The 16,109-nt window shown below is 61.7% G+C and carries 15 protein-coding genes; 2 read left to right on the top strand and 13 right to left on the bottom strand.

Features of this window, described 5'->3' with window-relative positions; all coding sequences use genetic code 11:
- Nucleotides 1-23 precede the first annotated feature (23 nt).
- The 3 genes from V7Z56_RS15500 to V7Z56_RS15490 form a co-directional block, all read right to left on the bottom strand.
- Nucleotides 24-1,802, bottom strand: a complete 1,779-nt coding sequence (locus tag V7Z56_RS15500) for a sensor histidine kinase (RefSeq protein ID WP_334130473.1) — start codon at nt 1,800-1,802, stop codon at nt 24-26.
- A gap of 333 nt (nt 1,803-2,135) precedes the next feature.
- Complete coding sequence (locus V7Z56_RS15495) at nt 2,136-3,356, bottom strand: bifunctional alpha/beta hydrolase/OsmC family protein (RefSeq protein ID WP_334130472.1); 1,221 nt, start codon at nt 3,354-3,356, stop codon at nt 2,136-2,138.
- Between the two features lie 105 nt (nt 3,357-3,461).
- Nucleotides 3,462-4,022, bottom strand: a complete 561-nt coding sequence (locus V7Z56_RS15490; RefSeq protein WP_334130471.1) for a hypothetical protein — start codon at nt 4,020-4,022, stop codon at nt 3,462-3,464.
- A gap of 485 nt (nt 4,023-4,507) precedes the next feature.
- Here V7Z56_RS15490 and V7Z56_RS15485 point away from each other — a divergent pair, with 485 nt between their 5' ends.
- The gene (locus tag V7Z56_RS15485; RefSeq protein ID WP_334130470.1) at nt 4,508-4,921 is read left to right on the top strand and encodes an SH3 domain-containing protein; all 414 of its coding nucleotides are present in this window, start codon (nt 4,508-4,510) and stop codon (nt 4,919-4,921) included.
- Between the two features lie 77 nt (nt 4,922-4,998).
- Here the strand turns inward: V7Z56_RS15485 and V7Z56_RS15480 are convergent, their stop codons facing one another.
- Genes V7Z56_RS15480 through V7Z56_RS15470 form a run of 3 tightly spaced genes read right to left on the bottom strand, consistent with a single transcriptional unit; the run spans nt 4,999 to nt 6,767 of the window.
- Entirely contained in the window at nt 4,999-5,439 is a 441-nt protein-coding gene (locus V7Z56_RS15480) for a YqaA family protein (RefSeq protein WP_334130469.1), read from the bottom strand.
- A gap of 3 nt (nt 5,440-5,442) precedes the next feature.
- Nucleotides 5,443-6,141 (bottom strand): glutathione S-transferase N-terminal domain-containing protein, encoded by a 699-nt coding sequence (locus tag V7Z56_RS15475; protein WP_334130468.1) that lies wholly within the window; start codon nt 6,139-6,141, stop codon nt 5,443-5,445.
- 11 nt (nt 6,142-6,152) lie between these two features.
- On the bottom strand, nt 6,153-6,767 hold the full coding sequence (locus tag V7Z56_RS15470) for a 2-hydroxychromene-2-carboxylate isomerase (RefSeq protein ID WP_334130467.1): 615 nt from the start codon (nt 6,765-6,767) through the stop codon (nt 6,153-6,155).
- A 101-nt stretch (nt 6,768-6,868) separates the two neighbouring features.
- On the opposite strand from V7Z56_RS15470, the gene V7Z56_RS15465 reads away from it, so the two are divergent.
- Nucleotides 6,869-7,861: an aldo/keto reductase gene (locus tag V7Z56_RS15465; protein WP_334130466.1), complete on the top strand. Its 993-nt coding sequence runs from the start codon at nt 6,869-6,871 to the stop codon at nt 7,859-7,861.
- Between the two features lie 74 nt (nt 7,862-7,935).
- On the opposite strand, the gene V7Z56_RS15460 is transcribed toward V7Z56_RS15465, so the two are convergent.
- The 7 genes from V7Z56_RS15460 to V7Z56_RS15430 are packed head-to-tail and all read right to left on the bottom strand — an operon-like array spanning nt 7,936 to nt 15,698.
- The gene (locus tag V7Z56_RS15460; protein WP_334130465.1) at nt 7,936-9,513 is read right to left on the bottom strand and encodes an FMN-binding glutamate synthase family protein; all 1,578 of its coding nucleotides are present in this window, start codon (nt 9,511-9,513) and stop codon (nt 7,936-7,938) included.
- A 37-nt stretch (nt 9,514-9,550) separates the two neighbouring features.
- The gene (gene mnhG, locus V7Z56_RS15455) at nt 9,551-9,937 is read right to left on the bottom strand and encodes a monovalent cation/H(+) antiporter subunit G (RefSeq protein ID WP_334130464.1); all 387 of its coding nucleotides are present in this window, start codon (nt 9,935-9,937) and stop codon (nt 9,551-9,553) included.
- A complete protein-coding gene (locus V7Z56_RS15450) occupies nt 9,934-10,215 on the bottom strand; it encodes a K+/H+ antiporter subunit F (protein ID WP_334130463.1) in 282 nt (93 codons plus the stop codon). Before V7Z56_RS15450 ends, mnhG begins: the two co-directional genes overlap by 4 nt.
- Entirely contained in the window at nt 10,212-10,700 is a 489-nt protein-coding gene (locus V7Z56_RS15445) for a Na+/H+ antiporter subunit E (RefSeq protein WP_443023824.1), read from the bottom strand. The genes V7Z56_RS15450 and V7Z56_RS15445 overlap by 4 nt, the downstream gene beginning before the upstream one ends.
- Nucleotides 10,701-10,702: 2 nt before the next feature.
- Nucleotides 10,703-12,406: a monovalent cation/H+ antiporter subunit D gene (locus tag V7Z56_RS15440; RefSeq protein ID WP_334130461.1), complete on the bottom strand. Its 1,704-nt coding sequence runs from the start codon at nt 12,404-12,406 to the stop codon at nt 10,703-10,705.
- Nucleotides 12,403-12,747: a Na+/H+ antiporter subunit C gene (locus V7Z56_RS15435; protein ID WP_334130460.1), complete on the bottom strand. Its 345-nt coding sequence runs from the start codon at nt 12,745-12,747 to the stop codon at nt 12,403-12,405. The genes V7Z56_RS15440 and V7Z56_RS15435 overlap by 4 nt, the downstream gene beginning before the upstream one ends.
- The gene (locus V7Z56_RS15430; RefSeq protein WP_443023823.1) at nt 12,747-15,698 is read right to left on the bottom strand and encodes a monovalent cation/H+ antiporter subunit A; all 2,952 of its coding nucleotides are present in this window, start codon (nt 15,696-15,698) and stop codon (nt 12,747-12,749) included. The genes V7Z56_RS15435 and V7Z56_RS15430 overlap by 1 nt, the downstream gene beginning before the upstream one ends.
- Nucleotides 15,699-16,109: the final 411 nt, after the last annotated feature.

Raw genomic sequence — 16,109 nt, 5'->3', positions numbered from 1 at the left:
GAACGCCGCAACGGCTTATCCCCTCACGCCCCTTCGCGGCCGCGCCGCGGCTCGTCCGTCCGCTCGCGCGGCAGGGTGATGACGTTTTGCGCCTGCTGGATCAGCGGGATGCGAACGACGAAGTCGGAGCCGATCCCGGCGTAGGACGTGCAGACGATCTCGCCGCCGAGATTGCGGAGCGTCTCGCTCACCGAATACAGGCCGAGGCCGAGGCCGCCCGCCATCTGCGCCGCCGATTTGAGACGCACGCCGCGCTCGAAGATCTGCGGGATATCCTCCTCCTCGATGCCGATGCCGGTATCCTCGACCTTGACGACAAGCACGTCGCCGTCATCGAGGCTGGTGGAAATCTTGATGGCGCCGCCGGTTTTCGTGTAGTTGATGGCGTTGCTGACGAGATTGAGAATGATGCGGTGAAGCTGCGCCGGGAAATCGATCTCGCGCCCGTCGGGGACGTGATTGACCCAGTTGAACATCAGCTGGCGCTCGCTCACCGCCTTGTCGAATTTCTCGAGCGCGGCGGAAATGGTGCTGCTGATTTTCTGCTTCTCCGGCCCGCTGATGCTGACATTGAGCCGCCGCTCGCTCGCGGCCTCGGCATTTTCGAGGAAATCGGCGAGATGCTGGCGGAGCGAGGCGGCAATATCGGTGGCGCGGGCCGCGAAATCCGCGTCATCCGTCCCGGTGCGGCGCGCGAACTCATCGACCAGATCGGTAAATTTCTGGATATCGCGGCGAATGGCGAAGCTGTCATCGATGGTATCGTTGGCGAGGCGATGCTCGGCCTCGAACAGGATGCGCTCGCGGATGCGGATCTCGTTGCTCTGGTCGAACAGCGCGACGATCTGCATCGTGCCGGAGCGGTTGGATGAGAAATCGGCGCGCACCGGAATTTTGCGCCCGCTTTGCAGCTCGATCTCGGTGGCGATCCGCCGCGCCCGCCCCGTCTCAAACGACATCGCCTCATTTTCAGGGAGCGGCACATCGATGATCTGCGCAAGGCTCGCGCCAATGAGATTGGAAGGCTGCGTCTCGAGAAGCTTCGCCGCCGCGCGGTTGCAATGACGGATGATCCGGTCCGGCCCGGCGATCAGGAAGGGCACCGTCGAATGATCGAGGAAGCTGTCGAGGAGCGCGTTGGTCTCCCGCCGCTCGCGCACTGCGCGGCGCTTCATATATTCAAAGCGCAGGCCCATGACCACCGCGACGGTGAGCAAAAGGCCGATCGCAAAGAGCGTCGTATAGAGCGATTGCAGGTTGCTGCGGTCCTGGTCGATGGCCGTGATGACCTTGCTGCGGAAGGCGAGTTTCTCGTCCGAATACATTTGCAGGATGGTGCGGAATGCCTCGAAGGCGGGCTCATCGTCGATATTGATGGTGCTGTCGATCTGGGCGATGGATTTGCCCTGCTCGCGGAGCTGATCGATGCGGTTGATGCTGACGAAATATTTGCGCAGCACCGCATCAATCGCCGCAACCTCCTCCTCGACCGCCGCGCCGAAATGCCTGCGGAGGATCGTCAGCTCTTTGCGGGCATCCTCGAAATGACGGAAAAACTCTTCCTTGTCCGCCGCGTCGCCGCGCAGCAGATAATCTTTGAAGTTGTGGATCATGCCGTGAAAGCCGACAAGGCTCATCACCTGCTCGCGGTTATCGTCCACTTCCGAGAAACGGCTCGCCTCAAGCCAGCGGCTCGGCGCGTTGACGGAGTAGACCTGATAGGTCCAGAAGAAAAGCAGGGCAAAAAGCGCCGCCAGAAACGCCAGTAAGACGCCGAAATTTCGATGAAATTGCTCTTTCATGGCTCAATTCTCCCACCGGTACATGTCACACCGCGATGGATGCAAGGGTCCTCCGGATAGTGTGGGAGAAAAGGTTTAAGAATTCGTTAATTTCGGTAAATCAAGGAGAGGGATTTTTTGAAAGCAGCGATTTTGTGATTTTTAGGCTGCATTTTGGTAAAAATTTACCAACTTCCGCAACGATACAATACAATCATGGCGAAACTGTGACTGAATCGGATTTCGCCCGCGAAAAGGGGCTTCTACGCCGGCGCGAGACGCCGCCCGCGCCCTGTTCAGCCTCTCCCCCGCCCGCGCCCCGCCCCAAAGAGAGGCGAGACGGAGCGGCCGCCCTCAGGCGAGTTTGGTTTCGATTTTTACTTCCGAATGGAGCGTCCGATGCACCGGGCAGCGGTCGGCAATTTCCATCAGGCGGGCGCGCTGCTCGTCGTCAAGATCGCCCTTCAGTTCAATTTCCCGCTCGATCAGGTCGATCTTGCCTTCCTTCGTCTCGCATTCCGCGCAGTCGGTCGCATGCACCTTGGAATGACGGAGGCGGACGGAGACCCGCTCAAGCGGCCATTTCTTGCGGTTCGCATACATCCGGACCGTCATCGACGTACAGGCGCCCAGCCCCGCGATCAGCAGATCATAAGGCGACGGCCCGCGGTTGGTGCCGCCGACGGAAAAGGGCTCATCGGCATAAAGGTGATGGCCCGCCGTCTCGACATATTGCAGGAAACCCTCGCCTGCCTCGATCGTGTAGGTATCGGTCGGATCACCGGCAAGCGCGCTCTTCGGGACGACGGGGGCAAGCGCCGGGATAAAGCGCGTCGCCCATCGGCCGATCATCTCCGCGGCATAGGCCGCATCCGCCTCGCGCCGCAGCAGGTGATCGGCGCCGTCGAGCGAGATGAAACTTTTCGGATGCCGCGCGGCAACGAAAATATTCGTCGCATTATTGATGCCGACAATATCATCGAGCGGCGCGTGCATCACCAGCAGCGCCTTTTTCATTTTCTTCAGGCGATCGCCCGCCGCGTAAGCTTCGATATCATCGAGAAACTGCTTTTTGACGCGGAAGGGCCGGCCGCCGATATCGACCTCGACGCCATCCTCGCTGGCGCGGATCGCGTCATGGAAATCGACGAAATGCTGGCCCGCATGGGCCGGATCGAACGGCGCGCCGATGGTCGCAACCGCGCGGACGGAGGGGAGATCGCCTGCCGCCGCGAGGACCGCCGCGCCGCCAAGGCTGTGGCCGATCAGCAGGGTCGGCGCCTCATATTTCTGCCCAAGATATTCCGCCGCCTTGATGATATCGGCGATATTGGAGGTGAAATTGGTGTTGGCGAACTCCCCGTCGCTTTCACCAAGCCCGGTGAAATCGAAGCGCAGCGTGGCGATGCCGAGCCGGGTCAGCGTTTTCGCAATCCGGCTTGCCGCCGCGATATCCTTCGTGCAGGTGAAGCAATGCGCGAAGAGCGCATAGGTGAGCGGCTTGCCGACCGGCAGATCGAGCCGCGCGGCGAGCGGACCGTCCGTTCCCTCAAAGGTGACCTTTTCGCTGCGCATTATCCGCTCCTTTCCGTTGATTTGACTGCCTTGCCTACTCTTGTATCAACATGTACGCCCTTCGCGAAGTTTTTAAAGAGCTGGCACGACGAGAGGGCAGCGCCCTCAGCTTTCGTCAGCGGGAAGGAGGGCGCGGAACAGATAGTCGAGCGAGGCGGCCTGCAAGAGCGCATCCGCATCGCCTGAGGCAAGCGTGAGATCGCCCTGCTCCGGCTGAGAAAACGGCGGCAGCAGTGATGTCGCATAGTCGAGATCCGCGGCGCTCGGGGGATCGATCAGGCGCATGCTGTCATAGAGCCGGTCGAGATCGATCGATGCGGCCGGATCCTCTAGCAGCGCCGCGATATCGACCGTGCCACTCTGCCCCGCCGCATCGGCGGATTCCGGCATCGATGCGGCGTCGGCCGCCGCCGACGCCGCGATAATCTGGTCGACATCGATGAACTGATCCGAAAAGGCCGCACTCCCGTCCGCCTCCGCTCCGGCCGGATGGGCCTCGACGATGAGAAGCTCTTCGCCCGGATCGCCGAGCATATAGTTGAAATTCTGAATCAGATCGAGTGTCTCCGGGTCGCGCGGATGCGCCTCAATGAAGAGCGGATCCCTCTCCGCATCATTAAAGAGATTTTCTTCATACTCTACGTCGCTTACATCCTCGTCAGCCATTTCCGTCCCACGTTGCACGCCATCAGGGGCAGTAATTCCGAAGACCTTCTTCACCAGGCCCATAAATTAACAAAAAAAATTCGCCCCTTCATACCTTATTCGGGGGGTTTTATTAAGATAAATAAATAGTATATTTTTGTAAATAATAACAATAGGTTAAGATAATTTATCTAAAGTTTTAGGTAAATTATCCCGATCCTGCATCAAACCCCGCCGCCCTTATCCCCCATATGACGGATAGCCGCGCCACGCGCAGATAAAGTCGCGGCCCTTCACCCTTGTTGCGAGAATTGACGGCAGCGCCTGCAGATGCCGCGTGCAGCGCGGCGCACGCCGCGGGAGCAGCCGCCGGGCAGGCCGGCACAGCCGCCCGCAGATTTCTTGCGCCGACATATTTTATTAACTTTCCTTAACAAGATTTTTTTAATAACTTCGTCTCAGTATGGCTAACTGTATTTCTTGATTACCAGTCGAGGGGGATTACCGTGAGTTCCTTTTCTCATCCTATCAACGCCGCTAAAACCACGTTGCGTGCGACCATCGCATGCGGCGTCCTCGCAATCGGCTTCAGCGCCCTCATCGCCGCCGCGCCCGCCATCGCTGCGGAAAATTCGGATGACGAGGAGCCGAGCTATTTTCGCGTCAATATGCAGCCGGGCGGGACGCTGAACGTCCGCCAGGATCCGTCGCTCAAAGGCAAGAAGGTCGGTGCGCTGACCGCCGATGCGCAAGGGATCGTCAATCTCGGCTGCCATGTCGGCATGCCGTATCTGGAGTGGAAAGACTCGACCACCGCCATCCGTAAAGTCGAAACGCGCCGCAAATGGTGCAATATCGAATATAACGGGATGACCGGCTGGACGGCAGGCCAGTATCTCGAAGCCGATCTGCGCGACTGAGACCGGGCGGCGGGACCAGCCATCGCCCGCCGCGCCCTTCCCTTTTGAGATTACGCCTGGCGCAACGTCAGCGCGCGTCAGTCGATGACCAGCAGCGCCGCCTGCAGGACGACGAAATATCGCCCCGCCTTGCCGATCAGCACGAGCGGCAGAAAGAACCAGAACCTGACCCGGAGCGCCCCCGCCACCAGCGTTAGCGGATCGCCAACAATCGGCGCCCAGGCAAAAAGCAGCGACCATTTCCCGTAGCGTTCAAACCATATAACGGCGCGATCATACGTGTCCTCCTTGACGGGGAACCATTTACGGCCGCGGTAATCGGCGAAGAAGCGGCCGACGATCCAGTTGAGGATGGAGCCCAGCACATTGCCGGCCGTCGCCGCGAGGAAAAGCAGCAGCGCCGTCCCCTTCCCCTCATTCAGCAGAAGCACCATCGCCGCCTCGGACGTGCCGGGCAGGATCGTAGCCGAGACCAATGCCGACAGGAACAGCCCGCCATAGACGGCGAGAGCGCCCACCGCTCAGTCCCGGCGCGGCACGCGCTGCGCCATCAGGTTTTTGCGCGCCTCATCCGACCAGACGCCGGTCGGCTTGCTGATGTCGCGCCCGACCTCATAGCCGCGCCGGAGCGCCGGGCGCGCCTTCAGGCGGTCATACCAGGCGCGGATATTCGGAAATTCGCCAAGGTCGATCTCCTGCTTCTTGTAGGTCAGGATCCACGGCCAGCAGGCCATATCGGCGATGGAATACGCGCCGCAGATATAGTCGCGGCCCTCAAGCCGCCGGTCCAGCACGTCATAGAGGCGGAGCGCCTCGGTCGAATATCGCTCCTGCGCGTAAGGGATCTGCTCCGTCGCGTAGAATTTGAAATGGCCGTTCTGGCCGAGCATCGGGCCAAGGCCGCTCATCTGCCACATCAGCCATTCGGTGACCTCAACCCGCCCGCGCACATCGGCGGGGATGAATTTCCCCGTCTTGTCCGCGAGATAGAGCAAAATCGCCCCGGTCTCAAAGACCGAGATGGGCGGCCCGCCGTCGGCCGGGGCATGATCGACAATCGCCGGCATGCGGTTGTTGGGGCTGATTTTCAGGAACTCCGGCGCGAACTGCTCCCCCTTCTGGATATTGACGGGGACGACGCGATACGGCACGCCCATCTCCTCGAGCGCGATGGAGATTTTCCAGCCGTTCGGGGTCGGCCAGTAGTAAAGATCGATCATGCCCGCCCCTCTCACGCCCGGCCGAGCTTGGCTTCGATGAGCGGGAAGCGGTCGTTGCCGAAGAACATGTCATGCTTGTCGAGGAAGACCGTCGGCGTGCCGAAACCGCCGCGCGCGATCAGCTCATCGGTGTTGTCTTTCAGCCGCGTCTTATAGGCGGGATCGTTGATCTTGGCGAAAAACGCCTCCGCCTCCAGCCCGACATCGGCCAGCACGTCGCGCAGCACCTCGTCCTTTGAAATATCCTTTGCCTCGCTCCAGTAAATCTGGAACACCCGCCGCGCGTAAGGGACGAGGCAGCCCTCCTCCATCGCGACAAACGCGCCCCGCATCGCCTTCACGCTGTTGACGGGGAAGACCGGCAGTTCCGACATATGCTTGACGTCGATGCCGACATATTCGGCCCAGTCCCTGAGATCCTTTTTCTGGTAGCGGATCTTCTCCTTGACCGGGTTCTGGCGCGTCGCATAGACCGACGGGTTGATGGTGTTGAAGATGCCGCCGACGAGGAACGGGCGATACTGGATATCGACATCCGGATGCCGGCCATGCAGCTTTTGCAGGCTTTCAAAGCCGAGATAGGTCCAGGGGCTGGAACAATCGAAGAAAAATTCTAGGGTGTGCACGGCTCGCCTCCTTCTGTTCTTTTATCCGTCGCGCCTTGACCCTAGCATAGGAACGGATTTATGAGAAATACAAGACGCGGAAATTAAAAGGATCATAAAATATGCAAAAACGACCGCTTGGAACTGACGGACTGAAGGTGGGGGCAATCGGCCTTGGCTGCATGAGCTTTGCCGGATTTTACGGGCCGACCGACATGGCGGAGAGCCATGCGACGCTGAAAAAGGCGATGGATCTCGGGATTGATTTTCTCGACACCTCTAACATCTACGGCATGGGCCGGAGCGAGGAGGTCATCGGCGCCTTTATCAAGGACAATCCCGGCTTTTTTACGATTGCGACCAAGGGCGGGATCAAGATCGATCCGGTCGCAAAAACTCGTGGATTTGATAACAATGAAGCCTATTTACGGGCCGAACTTGAAGGATCACTTAAACGTCTTGGCGTCGATCATGTGGCACTTTACTACATCCACCGGCGCGACCAGACGATCCCGATCGAGGATGTCGTCGGCACGCTGATGAAATTCAAACAGGAGGGCAAGATCGGCGGCTTCGGATTCTCGGAAATCTCGCCGGCCTCGCTCCGCCGCGCTGCATCGGTGGGCACGGTCATGGCGGTGCAGAGCGAATACTCGCTCTGGACGCGGCTGCCGGAGCTTGGCATGGTGCAGGCCTGCCGCGAGCTTGGCGTGACGTTTGTCCCCTTCTCGCCGCTCGGGCGCGGCATTTTCGGGCGCGAGACGCTCGATCCCACGACCTTTGGCGATACGGATTTCCGAAAGCATAATCCGCGCTTTACCGAGCCGAACTTCAGCTTCAACGTCAAGGCGGTCGAGCCCTTCAAGCGCTACGCCGCCGACAAGGGCGTCTCGCCCGCTGCCCTCGCCCTTGCCTGGGTGCTGGCGCAATCGGGCGACATGATCCCGATCCCCGGCACCCGCAGCGCCGTCCATCTTGAGGAGATCGCCGCGGCGGCGGCGCTTCCCCTCTCGCCTGCGGAGATTGCCGAGATCGAGAAGATCCTCCCCGTCGGCTTCGCCCATGGCGCGCGCTATTCGGACAAGCAGGTAATCGGGATCGAACGCTACTGCTGAGGCGTACACATTTGCCCTACACAGCAACGGCGCCCGTCCCGGGCGCCGTTTTTTGTCGGCCGCGCTGATCCGCCTTAAAAGGCTTCGGCCCGCGCCCGCTGCCAGTCGACCAGATAGCTCGGCCGGATAGTGTCGGAGAGTAGTTCGCCCTTGTCGAGATATTCATTGATCTCGGCGGTGGTCTTTTCGGACTGATCGGCGAGCCGCTGGAAGATATGCTGCGGGCCGACTTCTTCGGGCCGCTCCAGCCCGAGCGCGCCGACCAGCTCGCGGAAGCTCTCGACCGTCGCGGCGTGATAGTTGGTCACATGCTGCTGGCGGTAGGCGACGTTGATGGCGCGGGCGCGGACCGGGTCCTGCGTCGCAACGCCCGTCGGGCAGGTGTTGTTGTGACAGCGCAGCGACTGGATGCAGCCAACCGCAAACATCATCGGCCGCGCGACGTTGCACATATCAGCGCCGAGCGCGATCTTTTCCAGCATGTCAAAGCCGGAGACGACCTTGCCGCTCGCGATGATGCGGATGTCACTCCGATGGCCGATGCCGACAAGGCAGTTATGCACGAAGATGAGCGCCTCGTTGAGCGGCACGCCAAGACGGTTGGAATATTCGACGGGCGCGGCGCCGGTGCCGCCCTCCGCCCCGTCAACGGTGATAAAATCGGGCAGTATACCGGTTTTCAGCATCGCCTTGCAGATGCTCATAAACTCGCTCCGCCGCCCGATGCAGAGCTTGAAGCCGACCGGCTTGCCGCCCGACAGCTCGCGCAGGCGGGCGACGAATTCGAGCAGCCCCTCAGGCGTCGAGAAGGCGCTGTGCGCCGGTGGCGAGAGCACGTCCTTGCCGATGGGAACGCCGCGGATGCTCGCGACTTCCTCATCCACCTTGACGCCAAGCAGGACGCCGCCATGCGCGGGCTTGGCGCCCTGGCTCAGCTTCAGCTCGATCATCTTGACGATATCCCAGTTCGCCTTCTCGCGATATTTCTCGGGATCGAAGCCGCCATCCTCGGCACGGCAGCCGAAATAGCCGGTGCCGATCTGCCAGATAAGATCGCCGCCGCCCGCAAGGTGATAGGGGCTGATGCCCCCCTCCCCGGTGTTATGGGCGAAATTGCCGCGCCGCGCGCCGGCGTTCAGCGCATGGATCGCGGTCGAGGAAAGCGCGCCGAAGCTCATGCCCGAGATATTGAGACGCGAGGCGTTGTAGGGCTTGCTGCACTGCGGCCCGCCGACATCGATGCGCAGATGCTCCGCCATCACATTGCGCGGCGCGAGCGAATGGCTGGCGCGCTGGTAGCCGACCTCGAGCAGGTCCGACTGGGTTCCGAACGGCTGGCTGTCGAGAACGCGGCGGGCGCGCTGGTAGACCATGCTGCGCTGCAGGCGGTTATAGGGGCGGCCGCTCTCGTTGGTCTCGATGAAATACTGCTGGATCTCCGGGCTGATGAACTCCAGCAGATAGCGCATATGGCCGATGACGGGATAATTGCGCAGCACGTTATGGCGCGAGAAATTCATGTCATAGATGCCAAGCAGGATATAGGGCACCAGGATCCAGAGAAGATAGACGATCGGCGTCCAGAGGAACTGGAGCAGAAAGATTGCCAGCAGACCGCCAATGGATATCATGAAAAATACATTGCGGGCCATAGGGTTGTGATCCTTCCTTTATTTATCGTAACATGCGCTAGTCCGCCGGGCGGCCCTGCTCTTCCGCCTCCGGCATGTCCAGCATCCGGTCGGGAAGCTGCGCCGATTTCTCAAGCCGGTCGCGATGCAGCGCCGCCCGGCCGAGCAGCACCAGCGTCACCGGCGTCGTGATCGTGATAAAGATGCCGAGAATAATCTCGTGGATCACGGCGCGCTCTTCAATATAGCTGCCGAACAGCATCGACGCCATGACAATCCCCGCCGTGCCCCAGCTGGTGCCGAGCGTCGGCGCATGGATCCGGTCGTAAAAGCTCTTCAAGGTCGCAAGCCCGATGGTGCCGATCAGCGTCAGCGTCGAGCCGAGGACGAGAAAGGAGGCGACCGGAATGACGATCCAGAGCGGCAGGGTCGAGAAATCGGTCATTCGATCACCTCGCCGCGATAGAGGAACTTGGCAAGCGCCACCGTCCCGACAAACCCCATGACGGCGATCACCATCGCCGCCTCGAAGAAGAAGATCGAGCCGAGGCGCATGCCGACGACGAGAAACAGAAGCATCACCGTGACATAGAGCGCATCGAGGCCAAGGATGCGATCCTGCGCCCGCGGCCCCCGCAGAATGCGATATCCGGCAAAACAGGCCGCAAGGGCGAGCGCGCAATGGGCGTAGAACAGGGCGGCATTCATGATGATCTCGCTCATTCGAATATCTCCCGAAGCAGCGTTTCGTAGCGTCCCTTGATCTGGTCATGCCAGATTTCTTCATCAATCAGGTCAAAGACATGCACGACAAGCAGATCGGTGTCGGCGCTGTATTCGATCCAGGCCGATCCCGGCGTCGCCGTGATGATCATCGCGAGGATGGCGAGCCCCGTCGGATCGCGCAGCTCAAGCTGCAGCGGCACAAAGGCCGAGCGGCGGCGGCCATGGCGCCCGTTGGTCAGGATAAGCCAGACGACGGAAATATTCGAGCGGATGATGTCCAGAAAGACAAAGACAAACAGCTTCACCGCGCTCCCCACCCGGCGGATGCGCGGGCGCGCCGGCTGCAGCCGCGCCATCATATGCGTTGCGATCATGGCAATGGCGCTGCCGAGCAACAGCTGGCCGAGCGAGAACCGCGTCAGCACCAGCCACATCAGCACGAGGCAGAGGAACAGCAGCGGATAGGGCAGAAAGCGGCGCAGCATCACGGCTCCTCCCTTTGCCGCTCCGGCGCCGGCGCCTCTGGCATGGGCTCGACCTTCAGCGGCGAGGTTCCGGGCGGTCCCGGCGGCATCGACTGCGTCTCGGGCCGCGTGGCGGGCGCTTCCTCGACGATCAGGGTCGAGTCGATATAGCGCGACGGCGTCTCAAGCGCCTGCGCCGTCTCCGCCATGTAGCGCAGCACCGGCTCGGCGGCGAAGGTAAAGACCACCATCATGAAGACGAGGAACAGCACCGGCGCCATTTCCAGCACCGGCACCCGCTGCGGCGGATCATCCGTGCCCCAGAAGGTCTGGATGCCGACACGGCCGAGCCCGATCATGGCGGCGAAACCGCAAACGACAAGCAGCAGGACGAACGTCCAGATCACCGCCGGGCTGAACACCTGCAACTCGAAAGCGGCGCCGAGAATAGTCATCTTTCCGATAAAGCCGGCGAGCGGCGGCATCCCGGCCAGCACCAGCACGCAGATCAGGAAGCTGAGCGCGAGCAGCGTCGTCGCCCCCGGCATGGAGCGCGCCGGCGTCACCTCGCGCATTTCCTCATCCTCGAAACCGTAGGTCTCGGCCGTGAGCGCGAGCATCGCCGCGAAACCGCCATCGTCGCGGTTCATCGGCTCACTGAGCAGGAACAGCGCGGCAAGCGCCAGCGTCGAGATGATAAGGTAATAGAGCGCGCCGGTCAGCATCGCGGTCGTCTGCGTCTCAAGCGCGAAGCCGATGACGGTCAGCACGGTGCCCGAGGAGATAAGGACGAGGAAGCTCGCCATCCGCGCCAGAAGCTGCGAGGCGAGCAGTCCGGCCGTTCCGAAGGCGATGGTCACAAAGCCGCAGGCGATGATGATCTCCCCGGCCAGCCCCTGCTCCGCATCGCCACCGGTGCCGATCACCAGCATCGCGAGGCGGAGGACGACATAGACGCCGACCTTGGTCATGATGGCGAACATCGCCCCGACCGGCGCCGCGCCCGCCATATAGGCGGCGGGCAGCCAGAAGCAGAGCGGCCAGCTCCCCGCCTTGACGAGGAAAGCGAGCGAGAGAAAGGCGATGGCGGCATAGAAGAACGGACGGTCGGCCGGCGGCAGCTGGGCGAAAATGCGCGCGATATCGGCCATGTTGAGCGTGCCGGTCAGGCCGTAGATCAGGCTCGCGCCGAGGAGGAAGAAGAGCGAGGCCGTCAGGTTGATGGCGATATAATGCAGCCCCGACTTGACGCGGGCCTGCCCCGAGCCGTGCAGCAACAGCCCGTAGGAGGCGGCGAGCAGCACTTCGAAAAAGACGAAGAGGTTGAAAAGATCGCCAGTCAGGAACGCGCCGTGCAGCCCCATCAGCAGGAACTGAAAGAGTGAATGGTAGTGCTGCCCCTGCCGGTGCCAGGCGGCCGCGGCATAGACGAGCGAGGCGAGGCCGAGCACGCTGCTGAGCACAAGCATCATCGCCGACAGCCGGTCGAGCACGAGCACGATGCCGAAGGGCGCGAGCCAGTCGCCGAGATGATAGACGACCGGCAGGCTGCTTTTCGCGATGGCGACAAGCTCGATCGCGACGGCGATCTGCAGGACGACCGAAACGACGCCGAGGCCGATCTTGGCCTTTCGCTGACGATCGTCATAAAGCAGCATGATCGCGCCCGCGATAAACGGGATCAGGATCGGCGCGATGACCAGATGGACGGGGAAGGATATCATTCGCGCGGCTCCTCTCCGTCGACATGATCGGTATCGGTAAGGCCGCGCGCCGCCGTCAGGACGACCAGGAACAGCGCGGTTGTGGCGAAGCTGATGACGATGGCCGTCAGAACGAGCGCCTGCGGCAGCGGATCGGCATATTGCGTCGGGTCGATCAGCCCGTCGCGCGGCATGATCGGCGCCACGCCCGGATTAAGCCGCCCCATCGAGAAGATAAAGAGATTGACCGCGTATGAGAGCAGGCAGAGCCCGACGATCACCTGATAGGTGCGCGGCCGGAGCAGCAGCCAGACGCCGGAGCCGGTAAGAACGCCAATGGCAAGCGCAAGGATCATTTCCATCAGGCGGCTCCCGTCGGTTCGCTCGCGGCGCCCTCAAGCGCCGCCGCGGCGTTTGCGGCCTCCGCCTTCGCCGCCTTGGCGGCCGCCGCCTCCTCCTGCAACTCGCGAAGACGCGCCGCGCGGAGCGTCTGGTGGGCGATGGCGATCAGCATCAGGACGGTGGCGCCGAGCACTGCCGCATAGACGCCAAGATCAAAGATAAGCGCCGTCGCCGCCGGGGTCCGGCCGATCAGCGGCAGCTCGAGATAGCGCGAATGCTGCGACAGGAACGGATAGCCGAAGAGCAGCGCGCCGAGGCCGGTGAGCCCGGCAATCAGCAGCCCGAACCCCATCCAGCGGATCGGCAGCACGATCAGCCGCGCCTCGAGCCAGCGGACATTGCTCGCCATATATTGCAACAGGATGCCGATCGCGAGGGTGACGCCGGCCGAGAAGCCGCCGCCCGGCAGATCATGGCCGCGGAAAAAGAGATAGGCGGAAATCACGATCAGCACCGGGAACATCCAGCTCATGATGACCGAGGGGATATGCAGATAGTTGCGAAGCGCGTTCGGCCCCGTGTTGCGCTGCTGCTCGGGCGCCGGGATCCCCTCGGCGGAGGGGCGGAAACGACGCAGCAGGGCGTAGACGGTGAGCGCCACCACAACAAGGACGGTGATCTCGCCGAAGGTATCAAAGGCGCGGAAATCGACGAGGATGACGTTCACCACATTGGTGCCGCCGCCCTCGTGATAGGCATGTTCAAGGAACCAGTCGCCGATACTCGGGATCAGCGGCCGGGTCATCATGGTATAGGCGATGATGGCAAGGCCGCTGCCGGCGATCAGGGCGATGACGAAATCGCGCAGGCGGCGGAACTGCGCGACGAACTTGCGATCGCCGACAATCTCCGTCTTGCGCTTGGGCAGCCAGCGAAGGCCGAGCAGCAGCAGAACGGTCGTCACGATCTCCACCAGAAGCTGCGTCACCGCCAGATCAGGCGCCGAGAACCAGGCGAAGGTCAGGCAGGTGATGATCCCCGCTCCGCCCAGCATGACAAGCGCGGCAAGGCGGTGGTATTTCGCCTGGAGCGCGGCGCCGATGGCGCAGGCCGCCCCGACCAGCCACATCAGCCCGAACGCGAGGCTCGGCGGGTTCTGGACGGGATTGTCGATAATCTGAAAGCCGTTCCAGAGCGAGGCGATGACGAAGCCGATGGCAAGCACCACCAGCAGGCGAAGCTGCGGCTGCAACCGGTCAGTCCCCATGATCCGCTCCGCCACGCGCGGCACGCGCCAGCTGAAGGTCAGCAGCAGCCATTCATAGGCGCGCACAACCTGAAAACGGTGGATAAGCGGCGGCCCCTCCGGCCCGCGGGCGATGCTTTTTGCAAAGATAACGCCGATCAGCCCGCCAAGAAGAAGCGCCGCGACACTCATGATGAGGGCGGGCGTAATGCCGTGCCAGATATGGATTTCCTGCACCTCGAATGCCGGCCCCATCACCGAGGCGGCGGCGAGATTGATGATCGGCTGCAGCGTCATCGCGGGCGCAATCCCGACGATGATGCAGACGGTCACCAGCAGTTCCACCGGCATGCGAAGGCCGTGCGCCGGCTCATGCGGGGTTTCGGGAAGGTCGGTCGCCGGCGGGCCGAAAATCACCGATTTCAGGAAGCGCGCGCAGTAGGCGACGGAAAAGATCGCGCCGATCAGCGCGGCCCAGGGCAGCGCCCGTGCGAGCAGCGAACCATCGAAGGGCTGCAACGCCTCGCCAAGGAACATCTCTTTCGAGAGAAAGCCGTTAAAGAGCGGGATCCCCGCCATCGCGGCGGTCGCGAGGATGGCCAGCGTCGCCGTGATCGGCATGACGCGGATCAACCCGCTGAGGCGGCGCATGTCGCGCGTCCCGGTCTGGTGATCGATGATGCCCGCCGTCATGAACATCGCCGCCTTGAAGGCCGCGTGGTTGGCGATATGGAAGATTGCGGCAAAGATCGCGAGCGGTGATCCCATCCCCGAAAGCGCGGTGATCATGCCAAGATGGCTGATCGTCGAATAGGCGAGAAGCCCTTTAAGGTCGTGGCGAAAGAGCGCGACGAACGCGCCGAGCACGAAGGTCGCCATGCCGACGCCGGTGACGATGTGAAACCACATCTCCGTGCCGCCAAGCGCCGGCGAGAAACGGATCAGCACGAACACCCCCGCCTTCACCATCGTCGCCGAATGCAGGTAGGCCGAAACCGGCGTCGGCGCCACCATCGCGCCCTGCAGCCAGAACTGGAAGGGGAACTGCGCCGATTTGGTGAAGGCGCCGAGCAGGAACAGGGTGAGCATGACCGGATAAAGCGGATGGGCGCGGATCACATCACCCGATTGCAGCACCGCATCCAGCGAATAGCTGTTGAGCATGGACCCGAGCAGCAGCACCGCGACAAGCAGACAAAGCCCGCCGCCGGCAGTGACGATCAGCGCCGTTCTGGCGCCTTCGCGGACCGGGGCGCGTTCATGCCAGAAGCCGATCAGCAGGAAGGACATGATCGACGTCAGCTCCCAATAGACGAACAGCATCAGGATGTTGCCGGATATGACGATGCCGATCATCGCGCCGGTGAAGATCAGCAGAAAGCTGTAAAAGCGCGGCTGCGGATCGCTTTTGGACATGTAAAAGCGCGAATAGAGGACGATCAGCAACCCGAGGATAAGGATGAGCGCCGTAAAAAACATCGCGAAGCCGTCAATCCGGTAGGTCAGCTCCAGCCCCACCGTCGGCGCCCATTCGAGATTGCTGGTCACCACCCCTTCATTGATCACCCGCCGCATCAGCCCCCAGAGAACAACGAGCGCGCTAAAGAGCGTGAGGGCGGAAAGCGTCGCGGCGGCGGTGCGCGTCTGGCCCGGAATGGTCGCGGCGAAGATCGCGCCGATAAAAGGCAGCAGCGCCAGAAGTAACAGCAGGTTATGTTCGATCAATGTTGCGGGCGGCATAAATTCCGAAACTCATTAATTGTTAGCCTGCGTACACACCTTAGCCCCGTCGCTCCGCCCTCTCAGGCAACGTCAGAATTTCTCCATGTGTCGGGAAGACCGATAAGCATAATTAAAGTACTGAAAATCACTATTCAAGACAACCGGCGAGATCCCGAAAATACGTATACCGGTCGATATTCGTGATCGAAAATCAACAAGTTCGCGATTTTTCGCGTCCCCTCGGGGCTGCGGGGCCGCATTTCACCGCCTCACCGCCCCTACCCGGCCGATGTTTCACAAAAAGTTGACTTTTCTGTGATGACGGCCATTGAAAATGTTTTTTGCCGACATATGTGTGCGTGGCTGGCCCGGGCCCCTCTGGCGATGGAGACCCTGTCGTGATGTCGGACCGCA

Origin of the sequence: Sneathiella sp. (assembly GCF_036844445.1) — a bacterium.
Lineage (GTDB): Bacteria > Pseudomonadota > Alphaproteobacteria > Sneathiellales > Sneathiellaceae > Sneathiella.
This window is presented reverse-complemented; position numbering and strand designations above follow the sequence as displayed.

Coding starts and splice junctions, on each gene's coding strand:
- V7Z56_RS15500 (WP_334130473.1), bottom strand. CDS start 1,802: ATGAAAGAGCAATTTCATCGAAATTTCGGCGTCTTACTGGCGTTTCTG.
- V7Z56_RS15495 (WP_334130472.1), bottom strand. CDS start 3,356: ATGCGCAGCGAAAAGGTCACCTTTGAGGGAACGGACGGTCCGCTCGCC.
- V7Z56_RS15490 (WP_334130471.1), bottom strand. CDS start 4,022: ATGGCTGACGAGGATGTAAGCGACGTAGAGTATGAAGAAAATCTCTTT.
- V7Z56_RS15475 (WP_334130468.1), bottom strand. CDS start 6,141: ATGATCGATCTTTACTACTGGCCGACCCCGAACGGCTGGAAAATCTCC.
- V7Z56_RS15465 (WP_334130466.1), top strand. CDS start 6,869: ATGCAAAAACGACCGCTTGGAACTGACGGACTGAAGGTGGGGGCAATC.
- V7Z56_RS15460 (WP_334130465.1), bottom strand. CDS start 9,513: ATGGCCCGCAATGTATTTTTCATGATATCCATTGGCGGTCTGCTGGCA.
- mnhG (WP_334130464.1), bottom strand. CDS start 9,937: ATGACCGATTTCTCGACCCTGCCGCTCTGGATCGTCATTCCGGTCGCC.
- V7Z56_RS15450 (WP_334130463.1), bottom strand. CDS start 10,215: ATGAGCGAGATCATCATGAATGCCGCCCTGTTCTACGCCCATTGCGCG.
- V7Z56_RS15440 (WP_334130461.1), bottom strand. CDS start 12,406: ATGATATCCTTCCCCGTCCATCTGGTCATCGCGCCGATCCTGATCCCG.
- V7Z56_RS15435 (WP_334130460.1), bottom strand. CDS start 12,747: ATGGAAATGATCCTTGCGCTTGCCATTGGCGTTCTTACCGGCTCCGGC.